Source organism: bacterium (assembly GCA_017744355.1).
In the GTDB taxonomy this organism is placed as follows: Bacteria; Cyanobacteriota; Sericytochromatia; order S15B-MN24; family UBA4093; genus JAGIBK01.
The window spans coordinates 1-17,763 of record JAGIBK010000007.1 but is presented as its reverse complement, the minus strand read 5'-3'; the positions used below and the strand labels follow the sequence as shown (position 1 = coordinate 17,763).

The following is a 17,763-nucleotide window of genomic DNA, read 5'->3' as shown; positions in this document are numbered from 1 at the left end:
ACCATTTAGTTTTTAAGGCACCCTTAATTTGTTAAATCAAAATTAAGGTCTTGCTAAATTCTTAATCCATCGCTAAAATTCCTCTAACGATTCACGCACCCTTCTTAACATGAGGTACGACTGGATGAAGAAGCTGTCCCTGGTTGCTGGTTCGCTCGCGATGGCCCTCCTCGCCGGCTGCTCCACTGGCCCCATGATCGGTGGCATCGGTGGCGGCGATTCGTCGACCGATTTCCGCGCGGACGGCACGTCCAAGACCGAGATCGTGGTCCGCTTCAACACCGCCTCGGTGAAGGGCCTCCCCTACAAGGTCAAGAAGACGATCAAGGGCATCAACGCCAGCGTCATCGAAGTCCCCTCGGGCAAGACCCCCGAGCAGGTCATCGCCGACATCAAGGCCAAGTACTCGGTCAAGTACGCCCACAACGTCAACCGCGTCATGATGGACGTCTATGACGACCCCATGATCAAGGACCAGTACTCGCTCAACATCACCAACGCCCTCCAGGCCTGGGACACCCAGAAGGGTGACATGAACACCATGATCGCCGTCATCGACAGCGGCGTGGACATGACCCACCCCGACCTCAAGGACAAGATCGTCAAGGCCTACAACGTGTTCTCGAAGGACGCCAACGTCAAGGACATGAATGGCCACGGCACCCACTGCGCCGGCATCGCGGCCGCTGCCCTCAACGGCGTCGGCACCGCGGGCGTTGCCCCCAACTGCGGCATCATGGCGGTCCAGGTCCTCAACTCGCAGGGTGGCGGCAGCGACCAGACCATCGCCGACGGCATCGTCTGGGCGGCTGACAACGGCGCCAAGGTCATGACCATGAGCCTCGGCCTCTACAAGCGCAGCAAGGTCGTCGAGGACGCCCTCCAGTACGCCCTCGACAAGGACGTCGTGCTCTGCGCCTCGGCCGGCAACAACAACGCCATGAACGATCCCGAGACCGCGCCCCACCTGCCCTCGACCTACCCCGGCGTGATCGAGGTCGCGGCCACCGATGCCAAGGACCAGAAGGCTTCCTTCTCGAACTGGGGCAAGACGGTCGTCGTGGCGGCCCCCGGCCACCAGATCCTCTCGACCGTTCCCACCTACGCCAACGGCACCGGCAAGACCTCGTACTCCACGATGAGCGGCACCTCGATGGCTTCGCCCTTCGCCGCCGGCGTTGCGGGCCTCATCCGCAGCCAGCACCCCGAGTGGAACCGCGAGCAGGTTCGCCAGGCCATGGAGAAGGCGGTTGCTGACCTCGGCCAGCCCGGCTTCGACCAGTACTTCGGCCACGGCCGCGTCGACGCGCTCAAGGCCGTCAGCCTCTAATATCAAGACATCAAACGAAGGGCCCCCGGTTGAACCGGGGGCCCTTCGTTTTCGTCTGTTTGCTAGAAAGGCTTGTCGTCGTTCGGGGTGCCCGCCGCGATCCAGTCGAGGACGGTCTGGGTCTGGGCCTCGGTCAAGAAGCCCTCGGCGGGATTGGCCTTGGCGCTGGCGTTGCTCTGGACCATGGCCTTGATGCTGATCCGCTTGCTGCTGCTGTCGTAGGCGTAGGTGCCGAGGCTCATCCCGTCGGCGAAGACCTGGCCCTTCTGCTGGACGTGGCACTGGTAGCAGCGCTGGTCGCTCGTGATCGGCTTGATGTCGGTCGAGTAGGTGCGGATCTTGGCTGCCTGGACTGCGACGACGCGGTTGGTGCAGCCGGTCGCGAGCGCGACGACGAGCGTCAACCCGAGGGCCATGGCGTGTTTCATCGGTCTGCCTTTCCAATATGCGCGAACAGCTTGACCCGCCTGTGGCGGGCTAGCGAAATATACCACCGACGATCGCCAAGCTATCAAGCCCCAAACCGCGCTTAACTCGCCCGTTTCAGAGGTATATTGCCGGAAAGGAGATGAACCCATGCCGCTGCTGAACCGAATCCTCGTCCCATCTCTGGCCGCGCTGCTGCTCGCGGCCATTCCCCAGAGCGCCTCGGCGGAGCTGAACGGCGACCCCGTCAAGGGCAAGCGCATCTTCATGACCAAGGGCGACAACGACAAGGCCTGCATGTCGTGTCACCCCAAGGGGTTCACCACCAAGGAGGTCGTGCGCGGCAAGCAGGTGCCCAACCTGACCGAGCGCGCGGGCCAGATCAGCGAGAAGCGCCTGATCGCCAAGGCCCTCAAGCACATGGAGGAGGACGCCGGCCTCGATCTGACCGATGCCCAATTCCTGGACCTCATCACCTTCGTCTCGCAGCTGCCGACCAAGGGATTCGGCGACGTGCCCCCCGAGTGGCAGGACTACGTCAACACCAAGCTGAAGAAAGCCGGCATCCAGTAATGTCCAGAAAGGAAAGCCCAACGCCCATGCGCCACACCCTCCGGACACTCGCCCTCGGGGCCCTCGCGCTGGCCACCCTCGGCGCGTCGGCAGCCCCGGCCTTCGCCAGCCAGTTCGATTACGGCACCCCGGACATCCCCTCGCCCCTTTCGACCAAGAAGGGGCAGATGTTCCTGCGCATGTCGCACCGCTACAACGCCCAGGCCTTCCCTTCGGACAGCGCCCCGGCCCTGGCGGCCGGCCTCGGGATCACCAAGAACCTGACGCTGGACCTCTACGGCTCGACCCGCAACCGGCCGGTGGACGGTGAGCTGGGCCTGCGCTACCAGCTCATGGACGAGTACGACGACGCCCCCTTCGCCCTCACGGGTCGGGTCGCCTACTCGACCCACGTTTCGGGCAGCGGCATCGGCGAGGTGATCGCCTCGAAGAACAACCTCTTGCCCGGGCTCGGGGTGGGGCTGGTGGGCCGCTACTTCAGCTATGTGGCGGACTACAACAATCCCGGCTGGATGACGGCCGCGGGGATGGGTCTCTCCTACTCCATCGCCGAAGGGCTCAACCTGATCGGCGACGTGGTCGCCCCCATGGACCAGAGCGTCATCGACAAGTACGGTTTCAACTGGACGGCGGGTCTCCAGTGGTGGCTGCCCGACACGCCCCACGTCCTGGTGCTGATGGTCGGGCGCATGGGCCCCGGCACGACCTACGGCCGGACCTTCTCGCCCGACAAGGACACGCTGCGGGTCGGCTTCGAGTACCACGCCCACTTCGACGCCCCGTTCTTCCCCCGGCGCACCATCGTGTTCCAGGGCAAGGACGACGAGGAGTAAACAACGTAACGCGAGGGGCCCCCGGAAAATCCGGGGGCCCCTCGTTTGTCGTCTAGCTGGGCAGCTTGGGCGGGGTCACCTTGATGGGCGGCCCGCTCAGGGCCTTCAAGAACTCGACCACGTCGTCGATATCGTCCGAGGTCATGCCCCAGCGCTTGATCTTGTCGCTGAGGTTGGGGTAGGACTCCTCGACCTTCTCGTAGTGCTTGACCGCATCCCGCAGGGTCTTCATGGACCCGTCGTGCATGTAGGGGGCGGTGAGCGCCACGTCGCGCAGGCCGGTGGTCTTGAAGGCGCCCATGTCCTTGCGATCGCGACTGATCGCATAGCGGCCCTTGTCCTTGTCGCCCGAGCCCGGCACCCCGATGTTGTAGAAGTTGTCGTCGGTGAAGTTGGGACCCTTGTGGCAGGCGATGCAGTCCGCATCACGGGTGAAGACCCTGAAGCCGCGACGGGCCGAGGCGCTCAGGGCCTTCTTGTCACCCTTGAGGTAGCGGTCGAAGGCCGAAGGGCCGCTCACAATGGTGCGCTCGAAAGCGGCGATCGCAGCCGCCGTCCGATCCACGGTCGGCTCGCCGCCGAAGACCTGCTTGAAGCGCTTGCGGTACTCGGGGATGCCCGAGAGGGCCTTGACCACCTTCTCGGGGGTGCTGTTCATCTCGTCGGGGTTGAACAGGGGGCCCTTGGCCTGCTCTTCGAGCGAGGGGGCGCGCCCATCCCAGAACTGGGTCTTGTAGTGGGCCGAGTTGATGACCGAAGGGGTGTTGCGCGCAAGCACCTTGCCCTTGAAGCCGCTGCCCGTGGGACGCCCGTCGGCCCAGCCCTTGCTCGGCAGGTGGCACGAGGCGCACGAGAGGGAGCCGTCGCCCGAGATCCGCGGGTCGAAGAAGAGCATCTTGCCCAGCTCGATCTTGGCGGGGGTGGTAGGGTTGCTCGCGGGGGCTTTCACCGCGGGCAAGGGGCGCAGGCCCCACTCGGGCTTGATCTTGAGCTGCTGGGCCTGAGCAGCCCCTGCAACGAGCAGGATCCCCCCCAGCGCCACCCCGAGCGTTTTCGACCAATCGGCTTTCACGGCTAGCGTCCTCGTTATTCGGCGGCTTCGATGGCCTTGGTTTCGTGGGCGGCGCCCTCCTGGCGGCGGAGCACCACGATGGAGATGTCGTCGAGCTGCTCGGACATCCACGCGCGCACCTCGGCGAGAATCTGGGCCTTGATCTCCTCGACGGGCAGGTGCGCGTAGCGGATGAGGGCCTGCTCGAGGCGCTCCATGTCGTACTGCTCCTCCTCGGCGTTCTTGGCCTCGATGAGACCGTCGGTGTAGAGGAGCATGACGTCGTTCGGGGCCATGTCGAAGGTGTAATCGAAGGTCATCTCGCGCACGTCCGGCACGAACCCGGTCCAGAAGCCCGGCGTCTCGATCAGGTCGACCTTGCCGGTCTCGGCGCGGTAGATCAGGACGTCGCAGTGCATGCCGGCCGCGACGAACTGGCCGTCGCCCAGGTGGTGGATGACCTGCAGGGTCATGTAGTTGTCGTTCTGGAGGCGATACTTGACGTTCTGGTGCAGGGTCTCGTTGAGGCGGCTCAAGAGCTCGCTCGGCTGGGCGTTGGGGTCCTCGGCCACCAGGGCGGTGAACATGGACTGGGCCATCATCATGACGAGGCCGGGGGTCAGGCCGTGGCCCGTGACGTCACCCACCGCGAGCCAGTAGCGGCCGTCCTCCTGGGGGAAGTAGTCGATCATGTCGCCGCCGACCTCGGTGGCGGTGATGAGCTCCATGGTCATCTCGTAGTTGGGGACCGACGTGTCGGTGGGGATGAGCGCCGTCTGGATGCGGGTGGCGATCTCCATCTCCTTGCCCATCTGCGCGAGCTGGGCCTGCTGCTTCTCCTTGATGGCCTCCATCTTGTAGAGCTCGACCTGCTGCTTCTCCTTCTGGACCTCGACGCCCATGATCCGGCGCGAGATGAAGACGACGAAGGCGATGCCCAGCACGAGCAACAGGCCGCTTCCAATCGCGAACTGGCGGATGGCGTCGCGGATTTTGCGGGTGGTGGCCTTGTGCTCGGCCTCGATGACCTTCTCGTTGAGCGCCGTCAGCTCGTGGGTCAAGAAGCCCATGACCTGGCTGGTCAGCCCGGCGCCCTTGGTGGCCTTCAGCTTGAAGGCGTCCTGGGCGTGGCCGTTGTCGACCAGGTCGATGATCTCCTCGTTGAGGCCGGCCCATTCCTTGACCGCGGGCTTGATCTTCTCGTCGATCTCGGCCTTCTGCTCGTCGTTGGTGAAGAAGCGCGACAGGGCGCGGACGCCGGCCTTCACGTTGAGGGCCTCGTCCGTCAGCTCGGGGTAGATCTTGGCGCGCTCGGCGGCGTTCGGGGCGAAGATGTAGCGGCTCTGAAGCTCTTCGGCGCGCAGGAAGCTCGTCACGATGTAGGAGGCGGACTGGTTGTTGCCGCTGCTCGACAAGAGCGAGTTGATGCTCCCGTTGATCTGGGCCATGGAGCGGTAGATGCCACCTGCTACCAGTATCAGCACCACGGCGAAGACCAGGGTTCCGACCATGAAGCCCGTCGCCGTGGAGGACTTCTTGAGGTTGGTGAGCAGCGCGTCTTTTTCCATCGACCGTTCCTTAGCGTATGGGGCTCGAAACTCCGGCCTCTCATACCCTGTTCGCTCGCTTACCAAACGTAACCACAGGCGAAAAGCAGGCTAGCAGGGGATTAAGCCCTCTCAACCTAACACAACGAGGGATAGAGAGGGACCCTGCAAGGGTACGAATTTTTGGACCGGGCTTCTTGACTGTTAGACGAGCAAGGGTAACGGGTACAGACAGTGGGTCGTCGTCTCAGTATTTTCTACGGAGGGCTCTGAATGCGCTTCAAGCTCGGCATGCTTCTCGGCCTTGGCACCACGGCAGCAGTGGCGGCAGTCGTAGCCGGCTGCACCGCCTCGACTCCCAACTCCAGCACCCCCCTCACCACCACGTCGGTCGAGCAGTACGTCGAGCGCGGCAAGTACCTCGCCGACATCGGCGAGTGCATCTCGTGCCACTCCCCGATCGGCCAGCAGGGCCCCGACATGAGCAAGATGGGCGAGGGCGGCAACGCCTGGATGACCCCCCCGCTCGGCATCGGCGTCTCGCCGAACCTGACCCCTTACGAGGGCAGCAAGGTCAAGACCCTTGAGGCCGCGGACCTCGCCGAGTACTGGGCCGAGCGCACCTCGGTCAAGCTCCCCAACGGCGCGTACGCCCCCAAGCTGCTCCCCCCCATGCCCGCCCTTGCCAAGTACGACAAGGAAGACCTGAAGGCGATCGCCTACTTCTTCAAGAGCCTCCAGGGCAAGACGCCCACCAACCCCGAGCTCAAGTCGTTCTACTTCCTCGAGGCCGCGGCCAGCGAATCCATGAAGACCAAGTGGCCGTACCCTAAGAACGCTCAGAACGGTAGCCAGGGCGCCGAGGTTCCCGGTAGCTTCGAGGCTGCCCCCAACATGACCCTCGACCAGGCGACGATCAACCAGCTGATCGATGCCGCCTCGGCGAGCGCCGGCGCAGGCCACTAGGCCACTTTCGCGCGACCCGTCTCGACGCCCCGCTCCTGATTGGGAGCGGGGCGTCTCGCATCTTCACGCAAGCATTGCCCACAGGCCGTTTCGGTCTCGAACAGGCGTGGAATAAGAATCCCTGGCCGCTTCTTGTTGGCCGGAGGACGGATGGGACGAGGAGCTCGCAACCTCATCGCGGCCAGCATCGCGCTTCTAGCGGGCGTGACCCTTGTCGCATGCGCGCCGACAGGCCTTTCCCCCCGGCCCCTCACTGCCACGCCCGACGCCGCTTCCGCGTACCGCCTGAGCGGTATGATTGCCTTCCCCGAGCGCCAGACGCTCGTCACCGGTGGCGCAGTGATCGACCGGGCGGCCGTTACCCTGTTCAACGCCTCGAACCAAACCGTTGCCATCGGCCAGACGAATGCCGCAGGCGCCTTCACCCTCGATCCGGGCACCGGCTTCGCTCCGGTCGTCGGTGACACCTACGTGCTCGACGCCTACAAGCCCATCGCGGCAGGCGGGGTGGGGGCGGACGTTGCACGGCTGCGGACTGTCGTCGCCTGGACGGGCAGCAATTGGACCAGCATCTCGGGATCCAATATCGTCCTGAACGAGCTCACCACCACCGTCGCGGTCATCCAGGGTTTACAGGGCGCCACCCTTCAGCCGCAAGACACTCTCGGGACGGTCTCGGGCGCCTCGGTGACGAGCCGCAAGAGCGCGATTGCCGACCAGTGGGGCGCCGTGAGCGTACTGGTCAGCGATCTGCTCGCCAAGGACCAGGACCCCGTCGCGCGGCTGGCATTCGCGAGCGGGCGCTACTTCATTCGGCCCGGCGCCGCCTCGGTCGTCAGACTCGAACGCTTTGACGAGGGCACCTTCACCGACACGGTCTTGGAGGCGGCGGGGGCCTTGCAGTTGGCCGGGCCTAAGCCCAATCCCAGCGATCCTGGCTCGGAAACGGCCTACTTCCAAGTCACCAACTCAGGAAACGACGGCGTGCCGATGGTCGTGAGCGACGGCACCCATCTCTACACGCGCATCTGGAGTGCGAGCTACGCCAGCACGACCGCCGACGCGCTGAAGTGGAAGAAATTCGGAAGCGGCTTCAACGGCACCACCCGAGGCGCCTACGTGGCCACCCTCGGCACCGCCACCTACGCAGCCTGCACGTCGGCCTTCTACTGGAACGGCGGCATCTACCAGCCTAGCGGTGTCGCCAACCAGTTCCTACGGATCGACACGACGACCGGCGCCCAGAGCGCCGTCAACACCACGGCGACGACGATAGAGCGCGCGCGCGGGGTGGCCGGCCCCCCCCAACTCTTCACGACCGACGGAACCTACGTCTACAACGTCGCCTATGGGATCACCGCAAGGACCACCACCGACTACAACGGCTTCACCGTCCAGGTCCTAAACCCCGCCACGGGCTTCTCGCTGGTTCGGCAGTTCACCATGGACACCAACTCCTACTACGTGGACGGGGTGCTGTGCGACGGCACCTACCTTTACATGATCGAGTACAACCCCAACGCTCGCATGCGCCGCTACCGCCTCTCGGACGGTGTACGCGAGGCCGAATGGACCTTTCCCCAAAGCCGGTCTGCCGGCAGCGCCCCTTATGCCTTCGACCCGGCGGCGAATGATCCGCTCGCTGGCGTATGGGACAACACCAACCGAGTCTTCTGGGTCGGCAACCTGACCAACGACAAGATCCACCTGCTGCGCGGCGGCAGCTACACCCACGCGGGCAGCTACCTCTCGGCCCCGCTCGACTCCGGCTCGGGAGCCCCCCACTATGGCCGCCTGAACTGGACCGCCACCACCCCCGCCGGCACCAGCCTCTCGTTCAAGGTGCGCTCGGCCAACACCCTCGCAGACCTCGCCTCGGCCACCTGGTACGGCCCCACCGGCGCAGGCGACAGCTACAGCGCCTCGGGCACCTCGCTCAACGCCGTCCACAACAAGCACCGCTACCTCCAGGTCCAGGCGACCCTCGGCTCGACCAACCCGGACAACTCCCCCAAGCTCCAGGCCCTGAGCGTGGAGGTGTTGCCATGACGCGCCGCCTTTTGCACGCAGCCCTGGCCGCCACCATGCTCCTGGCGGCAGCTTGCCAAGCTTCCAACCTGCCGCCCGGTCCAGACGGGCTCTTCTCGACCCAGGGCGCACGCCTTGCCGTGCAGGGCAGCGTGAGCTTCGGCGATCGCACCGCACAGATCGCCCCCGACGCCCTCACCCGCTTGGCCACCGTCACCCTGATCGACAGCGCCAACCGCACGGTCGCCACCACCCGCACCGACGCAGCAGGCGCCTTCACCCTCCTGCCCAGCGCCGCCTTCGCCGTGGCGAACGGGGACGTGTTCTACCTGGACGCCTACAAGGGCACCCGCGACAACGCCATCGGCGCCGACGTGGCGCGCCTGCGCACCATCCTCCAGTGGACCAACACCGGCTGGAAGAGCATCTCCGGACCCAGCGTCGTCCTCAACCCCCTGACCACCGCCGTCGCCGTCATCCAGGGCCTCGTGCCCGGCAGCGTGGCGGCCACTGCCACCCTCGGCACCGTCTCGGGCACGACCGTCACCACGGGCAACGGCACCCTCAACGTCAACTGGAGCGCGGTCCAGGCCCTGGTGAAGGACCTGCTTTCCAAGGACCAGGACCCCCTCGCACGCATCGTTTACCGCGACGCGGCCTTCCGGGTCGTGACGGACCTCGCTCAGCCCCTGGTCGTCGAGAACTTCCGCGGCGGCACCTTCGCCGAGACCCAGGTGGACCCCACCGGGCGCCTGCTCCTTGCTCCGCCCAAGCCGACGCCGACGAACCCGACCTCCGAGCTCGAGGTGTTCGCCGCCTCGGGTGTTGCTCCCGACTCGGCCGGCGCCATCACCACCGACGGCACGTATCTCTACGTCAACGGGTGGAGCACCTGGGGCAAGAACACCGCGAACAACGGCGTCCTCAAGAAGATCGGCACCGGCTTCAACGGGACCGTCCGCGGCGCCAACTACGGCACCCTGGGCACCGCGCCGCCGAACGTCAGCATCAGCCTGGCCTACTACAAGGGGTACGTCTACATCCCCATGGCCAAGCAGCCCACCCAGCTGTTCCGGGTGTCGGTCACCACGGGCGCCACCACGATCATCGACCTGCCCACGACCCTCTATGCCTACAACCAGTCCAAGATCACCGTCAACGCCGCCGCGCCGCTCGTCACCACCGACGGCCGGTACTTCTACAACGTGTCGAGCACTGTCGACGCCTCGGTAGATCGCACGGACAACGGCTTCACCGTCAAGATCCTCGATCCCGAGCAGGGCTTCCAGGTGGTCAAGGCCTACACGCTCGATACGACGTCCTTCTACAACGACGGCCTGTTCTGCGACGGGACGTACCTCTACATGATGGAGTGGAGCGCCGCGGCCAATACCGCGCGGATGCGGCGCTACCGCCTCGCGGACGGCGTGCGCGAGGCGGAGTGGACCTACGATCGCGTCGGTCGCAGCGGCGCCACCTCGGGCGTCTACGATCCCGATCGAAACCTGCCGATCAACGGCTGCTGGGATCCGTTCAATCGCGTGTTCTGGGTCGGCCAGCTGGCCAACGAGCGCATCCACCTCCTGCGGGGTGGCAACTTCATCCCCACCGGCACCTGGACCTCCGCGGCGCTGGATGCGGGGAGCGCCGATCCGCACTTCGGGCGCCTCGGCTGGCAAGTGAGCGAGGCAAGCACAGGCAGCAAGCTGAGTTTCCAGGTACGCTCGGCGGATACGCTCGGCGCGCTCGGCGCTGCCACCTGGTACGGTCCCACCAGCACGACCGACGCCTACACCGCGAGCGATACCCCGCTCAACCCGATCCACGCCAAGCATCGTTACCTGCAGGTTCGCGCCACCTTCGGCGCCTCGACCGACCTGCTCACGAGCCCGACGCTCTCCAGGCTGAGCGTCGAGGTTCTGCCCTAGGAGGCCCCTATGCGGCGATCGCCTCGTCTGCTAATCCTTCCCCTTGCGGCCTGCGGCCTGCTCGTAGGCTGCCCGCTCGCAACCACTCCGAGCGCCCAGGCCCCGATCCAGGGCCCGAGTGTCGAGGGCGCGCGCATGCAGGGCCGCGTGGCCTTCCCCGACCGGGAGGTCTCGGCCACCCCCACCGAAGTGGCGCGGCGCGCCACCGTCTCGGTCATCGACACCAACCAGCAGACCGTCGCCGCCACCCTCACCGACGTCGAGGGGAGCTTCAGCCTGAGCTTTTCCCCGGCACCCGGCGCCTTCTACGTCGTCGAGGCCATCAAGCCCCTCTCGGCCGGTGACTCTGGCGGCCGTGTCGTGCGCCTGAGGACCCTCGTCCAGTGGACCGGCAACGCCTGGACCTCGTGCACCGGATCAGCGATCGCCCTCACCCCCGCCACCACCGCCGTCGCGGTCATCAAGGCCACCCAGGCCACGCTCGGCTTCCAGGAGACCATGGGCGTGGTCGCCAACGAGGCCGTCGTCTCCACCCACCCCACCCTCAACACTTACTGGGCGAGCGTCAAGGAGATGGTCGGCACCCTCCTCGCTCGGGACCTGGACCCCCTTTCGGGCATCGTCACCCAGGGGTCGGGCTACGCCCTCTCCGCCGGCCGGACTGCCGTCTTCCAGCCCAACCTCGCCCAGGGGAGCAGCAGCAATACCTGGCAACTGCTCGACGGCTCGGTCCAGCTCAGGGGCTCCTTGCCCCGCCCTGGCACCAACGATGACGCGACCTTCAACGCGACGGGCGCCACCGGGGCGAGCGTCATCGCCACCGACGGCAAGTACCTCTACTTGAAAGCATGGGGCGGCGGCGCCACCGCCTGGAAGATCTACGGCAGCGGCTACGGGGGAACGGTCGCAGGCACCAGCTACGGCGCGCTCGCAAACACCACGAGCGGAGCCATCAGCGGCTGTTTCTACGGCGACTCGCTCTACCAGCCCCTGTACAACCCTGGGACCAACGGCACGCTCGAGCGCATCAACACGACCACGAGCGTCGTTACGAACGTCGCGCTGTCGACCCCGCTGCTCTTCCGGGACAACGGGCTGACCACCGCGGGTACCTGGTCGGCGCTCGTCACGGACGGGACCTACTTCTACAACGGCGCAAAAAACCCCGAGAACACCGGTTTCCAGCTCCGCGTCTACGACCCTCTCCTCAGCTTCGGCATGGTCCGCCAGCTTGCACTCACCGGCGCCAACACCCCCCTGGAAGGCATCGGCTATCCCAACTCCAACACCTGCTTCTTCGCGGACGGCGTCTACGCCTACGCGATGGAGTGGATCGCGAACGAGGCGGCAAATGGCGTCGGCGGCATCTACAACGGGTCGGCCCGCATGCGCCGCTACCGGCTCGCCGACGGCCAGCTCGAAGCCGAGACGAGCTTCAAGCAGCAGACCCCCATCGACGATCCGCTCACGGGCAGCTACGACCCGACGAACAACAAGTTCTGGTTCGCCACCTACCAGAAGGACATCATTCATCGCACGCCCGGCCGTTCTTTCCCAGGCACGGGCACCTGGACGAGCACGCCCATCGACCTGGGCGGTGTCGCGCCCCTTTACGGTCGACTCGCCTTCAACGCCGTGACCACCCAGACAGGGCAGGCCGTGCGCCTCAGGATCCGCTCCGCCAACGACCCCAACGCCCTCCAGAGCGCCACCTGGTACGGTCCCACCGGCACCGGCGACCACTATACGACCAGCGGCACGGCCATCAACCCCATCCACCACCGCAACCGCTGGGCCCAGATCCAGGCCACCCTCGTCGCCAGCACCGACTCGATCACCGTCGCCAACACCACCCCGCGCCTCTACGGCGTCAGCCTCGAAGCCGTGCCCTAGAGGAAGCCGCCATGAAGCCCCGCCCCCTCATCCTCTCGGCCCTCGTCGCCACCAGCGGCGTCATCGGCTGTGCCCTGGTGCCGCCCTCCGTTCCTCAGGCCCCCGGCATCGCCGTCCAGATCGCCCCCAAGCTCGTCGGAACGGTCGCCTTCCCCGAGCCCCGAGAAGTCGCGGCCACCACCACCGAGATCACCCAGCGCGCCACCATCGCCCTGCTCGATCCCGCCAACCAGACCGTCGCCGCCACCGTCACCGACGCTGCCGGCGCCTTCACCCTCGACGTCAGCGGCGCCTTCACCCCCACCCCGGGCAGCTATTACACCCTCGAGGCCGTCAAGACCCTCAAGAGCGCCACCAGCGCGGGCACCGCCGTGCGCATGAGGACCCTCCTCCACTGGAGCGGCACCGCCTGGAACTCCTGCTCGGGGGCCGTCACCCTCGCCATCAGCCCGGCCACCACCGCCGTCGCCCTGATCAGGGCCACCCAGAATAGCGTCACCTTCGCCGAGACCATGGGCGTCGTCACCGGCAGCACCATCACCTCGGCCAACCCCACCCTGAGCGCCCACGGCGCGAACGTCCGGGAGCTGGTGCGCGACCTGCTCTGGCGCGACCTGGACCCCGTCGCCCGGATCGCCCTTGCCAACGGCACCTACGCCCCTTTGCCCGAGCGAACCACCGTCGCCTCCGCCAACATGGGCACCGGCACCTTCGACGGCACCGTCTCGTTGCTGGATGGCTCGGTCCAGCTCAAGGGCTCGCTGCCTCGGCCCAAGGCCGAGAGCGAGGCCACCGCGAGCGTCTCGGGCCTCACCACCACGGCGATCGTCGCGACGGATGGCACCTACCTCTACTCCAAGCCCTGGGACACCGACCCGACCAGCCCCCGCACCTGGACGCGCATCGGCACGGGCTACGGCGGCACCACCTTCGGGACGAACTACTTCTCTTACGGCCCCAGCATGGACGTTACCAACGGGGGTGGGGTGTTCGGCGGTCTCCTCTACCAGATCAAGAGCGGGAACGGAAACAACGGGACGCTGTGGCGCCTCAACCTCTCGAACGGGGCCACGGACTCCGTGAGCATCGGAGCCCCCATGATCGATCGATCCACCGGCACGACCCTCGACGGGGACTACCTCGTCTCGGACGGCACCTACTTCTACAACGGCGCCTTCTCGATCAACAACGGCGGCTACAACGGCTTCGTCATGCGCATCTATGACGCGGCCTCCCGCGCGCTCTTGCGCCAGATCTACCTGGACGGCGCCAACACGCCTTTGGCCAATACCTCGTACTACGCGGACAGCATCTTCGCTGACGGCGTCTATGCGTATGCGATGGAGTACATCAACCCGGGCGCCGTGGGTGGGGCTCGCATGCGCCGTTACAGGCTCGCGGACGGCCAACTGGAGGCCGAGACCACCTTTCCGCAGGACTACCCCACGGACGCTCCGCTCAGTGGCACCTTCGATTGGGTGAACAACAAGTTCTTCTTCGGCGTCCACAACCGGCCCCTCCTCCATCGCACCGCCGGCCGCACCTTCCCCGCCTCGGGCACCTGGATCAGCGCCCCCATGGACATGGGCAGCAACACCCCGGTCTTTAGGCGCCTCAACTTCAACGCCGTCGCCGTCAACGGCCAGACCGTCCGCCTCCAGATCCGCTCGGCAGGCAGCGAGGTCGGCCTCGCGGGTGCCACCTGGTATGGTCCCACCGGCACCGGCGACAGCTACGCCGTGAGTGCTTCGAGCCTCAATCCCATCCACAACGGCGATCGCTGGGTACAAATAAGAGCAACGCTCGCTCCTGCCGTCCAGAACGCCACCACCGGCCTCGGCACCACCCCTCGCCTCTACGGCGTCAACTTGGAGGCCATCCGATGACCCCGCTGCGAATGAGCCGAACGGGTTTCGCCCTCCTCGCCCTGTCCCTCTGCATCGGCTGCCAAGCCCTCAGCACCGTCCTCCCGGGTATCGGCGGGAATGGCGGCGACTCGGGGGCGAGCGCCGCTCAGGCGACCGGCACCCTCACCATGCGCCTGCGCGTCCCGCTCGAGGCGCTCCCCGGCTATACCACCGCAACCATCCCCGGCGGCACCAGCACCCTGACCGTCACCCTCACGAACGCCGCCCGCATCGGCGCTCCCCGCGTGGTCGACGTCCCGCTCGTCGGCGGCCAGACCCTCTACACCATCACCCTCCCCTCGCTGCCCGTTGGCGATGGCTATACCCTCGAAGCCGAGGCCAAGAACGCCTCGGGCACCCGACTCGCCTACGCCAACCGCCTTGAAGCCGGCACGACCGATCCGGTGCTCAACCAGCCGATCACGAGCAATCCCTACGCCCTGCCGCCCCTGGCCTTCGCCGTCAAATCCGGCGCCAACAACGTCGGGCTCGGCCTTCGCATCCTGCCCGTCGGGGGCAACGCTCAGGCGGATACGCCCGGCACCCTGAACGGTTCGACCCTGGTCGACTCCGGCTACCTGCGAACCCTCACCGTCACCAGCGCCAACGCCGTCAGCGCCGGCTACGTGGTCGCCCTCACCCTGAACACCGCCGCCCTCGTCAGCGGGGGCAAGCTGCGCGCCGACATGAACGACCTGCGCGTCCTCTACTGGGACGGCAACCGCTACACCGAGCTCACCCGCGAGATCGAAGGCCCCAACTCGGCCACCAGCACCCTTCGCTTCCGCCTCCAGAAGGCGATCGCAGCCGCCGGCAGCGATGCCGGCTATCGCCTCGCCTACGGCAACAACTTCGCAGGACAGGCCCCCAGCGACCCGGCCCAGGTCTACGACTGGTACGACTCCTTCGAGCACGGCAACGATACCCTGGAGGCCCGCGGCTGGAACACCATCCGGGGCAGCGCTCCAGCGACCGCCTCGGCCGGCACCGCCCGTACCGGCGCGCGCAGCCTCAAGCTCGACACGAACCAGGGCGACCTGCGCCGCGACCTCACCTTCAACTACGCCTTCCCGGCGAACTTCGCCATGCAGGTCTGGTTCTTCGACGATATCGACACGTCCCGCAACGACTGGATCGCCCCGCAAGTCGGCGATGACCTGGGTGGTGGCGTGCTGGGCCTGTACACCAACACCAACACCACCACGTATCACTTCTTCCCGACGAGCGGAGCCTGGACGGCCTCGGCCATCAACCGCACCAACACCTGGCATCGCTACGAGTTCCGCCGCTACAACGGGACCATGGCCTACCTGATCGACGGCACCCAGGTCGGAACCGTCGCCGATGCGCGCGCCTTCTCGTGCATCTTCCTGCGTGCCGGCAGCAGCGCCGCCCCCTGGAGCAGCGTCGCCATTTGGGATGATATGAGCATCCGCCCCTACGTTTCGCCCGAGCCGGCCGTTGCCATGGGGGCGGAAGGAAGCTTGTAACGCAGTCCTGACGCCCTCGTCACGATATCGTGTCGTTAAGGGTTGGATGGTCGGTGGAATAAGAAGGCCGGGGTGCTTGGTTTTCCTGAACGGGGGACGGATGAACTTGAGGGTGAACGGCCTCATCGCCGTTAGCGTCGCCATGGTCGCTGGTGCGACCTCGGTGGCGTGCGCCCCTGCGAGCGTTTCCCCGCATCCCCAGACCACCGCCGATGTCCCCACGGCTTCCGCGTACCGCCTGAGCGGCACGGTCTCCTTCCCCGAGCGCCAAACGCTCGTCACCGGCGGCGCGGTGATCGATCGGGCGACCGTGACCCTGTTCGACGCCTCGAACCAGGCGGTCGCCGTCGGCCAAACCAACGCTGCGGGCGCCTTCGCCCTCGATCCCGGTACCGGCTTCGCTCCGACCCGGCGCGCCACCTACGTGCTCGACGCCTACAAGCCCATCGCGGCGAACGGGGTGGGGGCGGATGTAGCACGGCTGAGGACCGTCGTTTCCTGGACGGAGAGCGGCTGGACCAGTGTTTCGGGCCCCATTATCGTGGTGAACTCACTCACCACGGCGGTCTCGGTCATTCAGGGCCTGCAAGCCAAGAGCATCCGACCACAAGACACCCTCGAAACGGTCTCGGGCGCCTCGGTGACGAGCCCGCTGAGCGCGATCGCCGAGCAGTGGAGCGCGGTGAACACCATGGTCCTGGATCTGCTCGCCAGGGACCAGGACCCCGTCGCGCGCTTGAGCTATAACAGCGGGCGCTATGTCGTGACCCCGGGTGCGGCCTCGGTGGTGAAGCTGGAGCGCTTCGACAAGGGCAGCTTCACTGATACGGCAATGGACGTGACGGGGACCTTGCAGCTCGCAGGGCCCATGCCCGCGCCGAAAAACGCCAACTCCGAGACGGCCTACTTCCAGGTCGGGGGAGGCGCCAACGACGGGACGGGCGTGGTCGTGAGCGACGGCACCTACCTCTATGCCAAGACCTGGGGCGACTACGCCGTCACCACCGCCAACGCGCAGAAGTGGAAGAAGATCGGCACCGGCTTCAACGGCACCACCCGGGGCACCACCTACGGCACCCTCGGGGCCGATACCCCGCAAGTACTGTCGGCCTTCTACTGGAACGGCGGCATCTACCAGACCAACAACGCCCCGAACCAGTTCTTGCGCATCGACACGACGACCGGGGCCCAGAGCGTCGTCAACCTTCCCTTCACCACCCTCGATCGCGCCTACGGCAGGCCAGGCATCCCGCACCTGCTCACGAGCGACGGGACATACGTCTACAACCTCTCGACCGGCATCGAGGCGCGGCTCAACACCGACTTCAACGGCTTCAGCGTCCAGGTTCTCAACCCCGCCACGGGCTTCTCGCTGGTTCGGCAGTTCACCATGGACACAGATTCTTACTACGTGGACGGGGTGCTGTGCGACGGCACCTACCTGTACCCGATCGAATGGATCACCACTCGGCCCGCCCGGGTTCGCCGGTACCGCCTCTCGGACGGCGTGCGCGAGGCCGAATGGACCATCAGCCAAACCTTCATCAACAGCAACTACAACGCGGGGGCCAACGACCCGATCAGCGGCACCTGGGACTGGATCAACAAGGTCTTCTGGATCGGCAACCTGACCAACGACAAGATCCACCTGCTGCGCGGCGGCACCTACACCCACGCCGGCAGCTACCTCTCGGCCCCGCTCGACTCCGGCTCGGGTGCCCCCCACTACGGCCGCATGAACTGGACCGCCACCACCCCCGCCGGCACCAGCCTCTCGTTCAAGGTGCGCTC

13 protein-coding genes are annotated in these 17,763 nt (G+C 66.3%); 10 read left to right on the top strand and 3 right to left on the bottom strand.

Translation table 11 applies throughout. The features are described from left to right. Window positions 1–124 precede the first annotated feature (124 nt). Window positions 125–1,330: a peptidase S8 gene (locus J7643_16460; GenBank protein ID MBO9542182.1), complete on the top strand. Its 1,206-nt coding sequence runs from the start codon at window positions 125–127 to the stop codon at window positions 1,328–1,330. 62 nt (window positions 1,331–1,392) lie between these two features. Here the strand turns inward: J7643_16460 and J7643_16455 are convergent, their stop codons facing one another. After that, window positions 1,393–1,758, bottom strand: a complete 366-nt coding sequence (locus tag J7643_16455; GenBank protein MBO9542181.1) for a hypothetical protein — start codon at window positions 1,756–1,758, stop codon at window positions 1,393–1,395. 148 nt (window positions 1,759–1,906) lie between these two features. Between J7643_16455 and J7643_16450 the strand changes: the two genes are divergently transcribed. Together J7643_16450 and J7643_16445 are read left to right on the top strand one after the other, a co-directional pair. Further along, window positions 1,907–2,329 (top strand): hypothetical protein, encoded by a 423-nt coding sequence (locus tag J7643_16450; GenBank protein ID MBO9542180.1) that lies wholly within the window; start codon window positions 1,907–1,909, stop codon window positions 2,327–2,329. Between the two features lie 26 nt (window positions 2,330–2,355). Next, a complete protein-coding gene (locus J7643_16445) occupies window positions 2,356–3,162 on the top strand; it encodes a hypothetical protein (GenBank protein MBO9542179.1) in 807 nt (268 codons plus the stop codon). 52 nt (window positions 3,163–3,214) lie between these two features. On the opposite strand, the gene J7643_16440 is transcribed toward J7643_16445, so the two are convergent. After that, complete coding sequence (locus J7643_16440) at window positions 3,215–4,234, bottom strand: c-type cytochrome (protein MBO9542178.1); 1,020 nt, start codon at window positions 4,232–4,234, stop codon at window positions 3,215–3,217. A gap of 14 nt (window positions 4,235–4,248) precedes the next feature. Further along, window positions 4,249–5,781, bottom strand: a complete 1,533-nt coding sequence (locus tag J7643_16435; protein MBO9542177.1) for a SpoIIE family protein phosphatase — start codon at window positions 5,779–5,781, stop codon at window positions 4,249–4,251. Window positions 5,782–6,033: 252 nt separating this feature from the next. Between J7643_16435 and J7643_16430 the strand changes: the two genes are divergently transcribed. From J7643_16430 to J7643_16400, 7 genes are all read left to right on the top strand, one after another. Then, window positions 6,034–6,726: a hypothetical protein gene (locus J7643_16430; protein ID MBO9542176.1), complete on the top strand. Its 693-nt coding sequence runs from the start codon at window positions 6,034–6,036 to the stop codon at window positions 6,724–6,726. Window positions 6,727–6,876: 150 nt separating this feature from the next. Then, window positions 6,877–8,775: a hypothetical protein gene (locus J7643_16425; protein ID MBO9542175.1), complete on the top strand. Its 1,899-nt coding sequence runs from the start codon at window positions 6,877–6,879 to the stop codon at window positions 8,773–8,775. Beyond that, complete coding sequence (locus J7643_16420; protein MBO9542174.1) at window positions 8,772–10,682, top strand: hypothetical protein; 1,911 nt, start codon at window positions 8,772–8,774, stop codon at window positions 10,680–10,682. The genes J7643_16425 and J7643_16420 overlap by 4 nt, the downstream gene beginning before the upstream one ends. Window positions 10,683–10,691: 9 nt before the next feature. Next, window positions 10,692–12,575, top strand: coding sequence for a hypothetical protein (locus J7643_16415; GenBank protein MBO9542173.1), 1,884 nt, complete (start codon window positions 10,692–10,694; stop codon window positions 12,573–12,575). A gap of 11 nt (window positions 12,576–12,586) precedes the next feature. Continuing rightward, window positions 12,587–14,461: a hypothetical protein gene (locus J7643_16410; GenBank protein MBO9542172.1), complete on the top strand. Its 1,875-nt coding sequence runs from the start codon at window positions 12,587–12,589 to the stop codon at window positions 14,459–14,461. Next, the gene (locus tag J7643_16405; GenBank protein ID MBO9542171.1) at window positions 14,458–15,972 is read left to right on the top strand and encodes a hypothetical protein; all 1,515 of its coding nucleotides are present in this window, start codon (window positions 14,458–14,460) and stop codon (window positions 15,970–15,972) included. The genes J7643_16410 and J7643_16405 overlap by 4 nt, the downstream gene beginning before the upstream one ends. A 100-nt stretch (window positions 15,973–16,072) precedes the next feature. Further along, the coding region (locus tag J7643_16400) for a carboxypeptidase regulatory-like domain-containing protein (protein MBO9542170.1) at window positions 16,073–17,763 on the top strand (1,691 nt) is incomplete at its 3' end.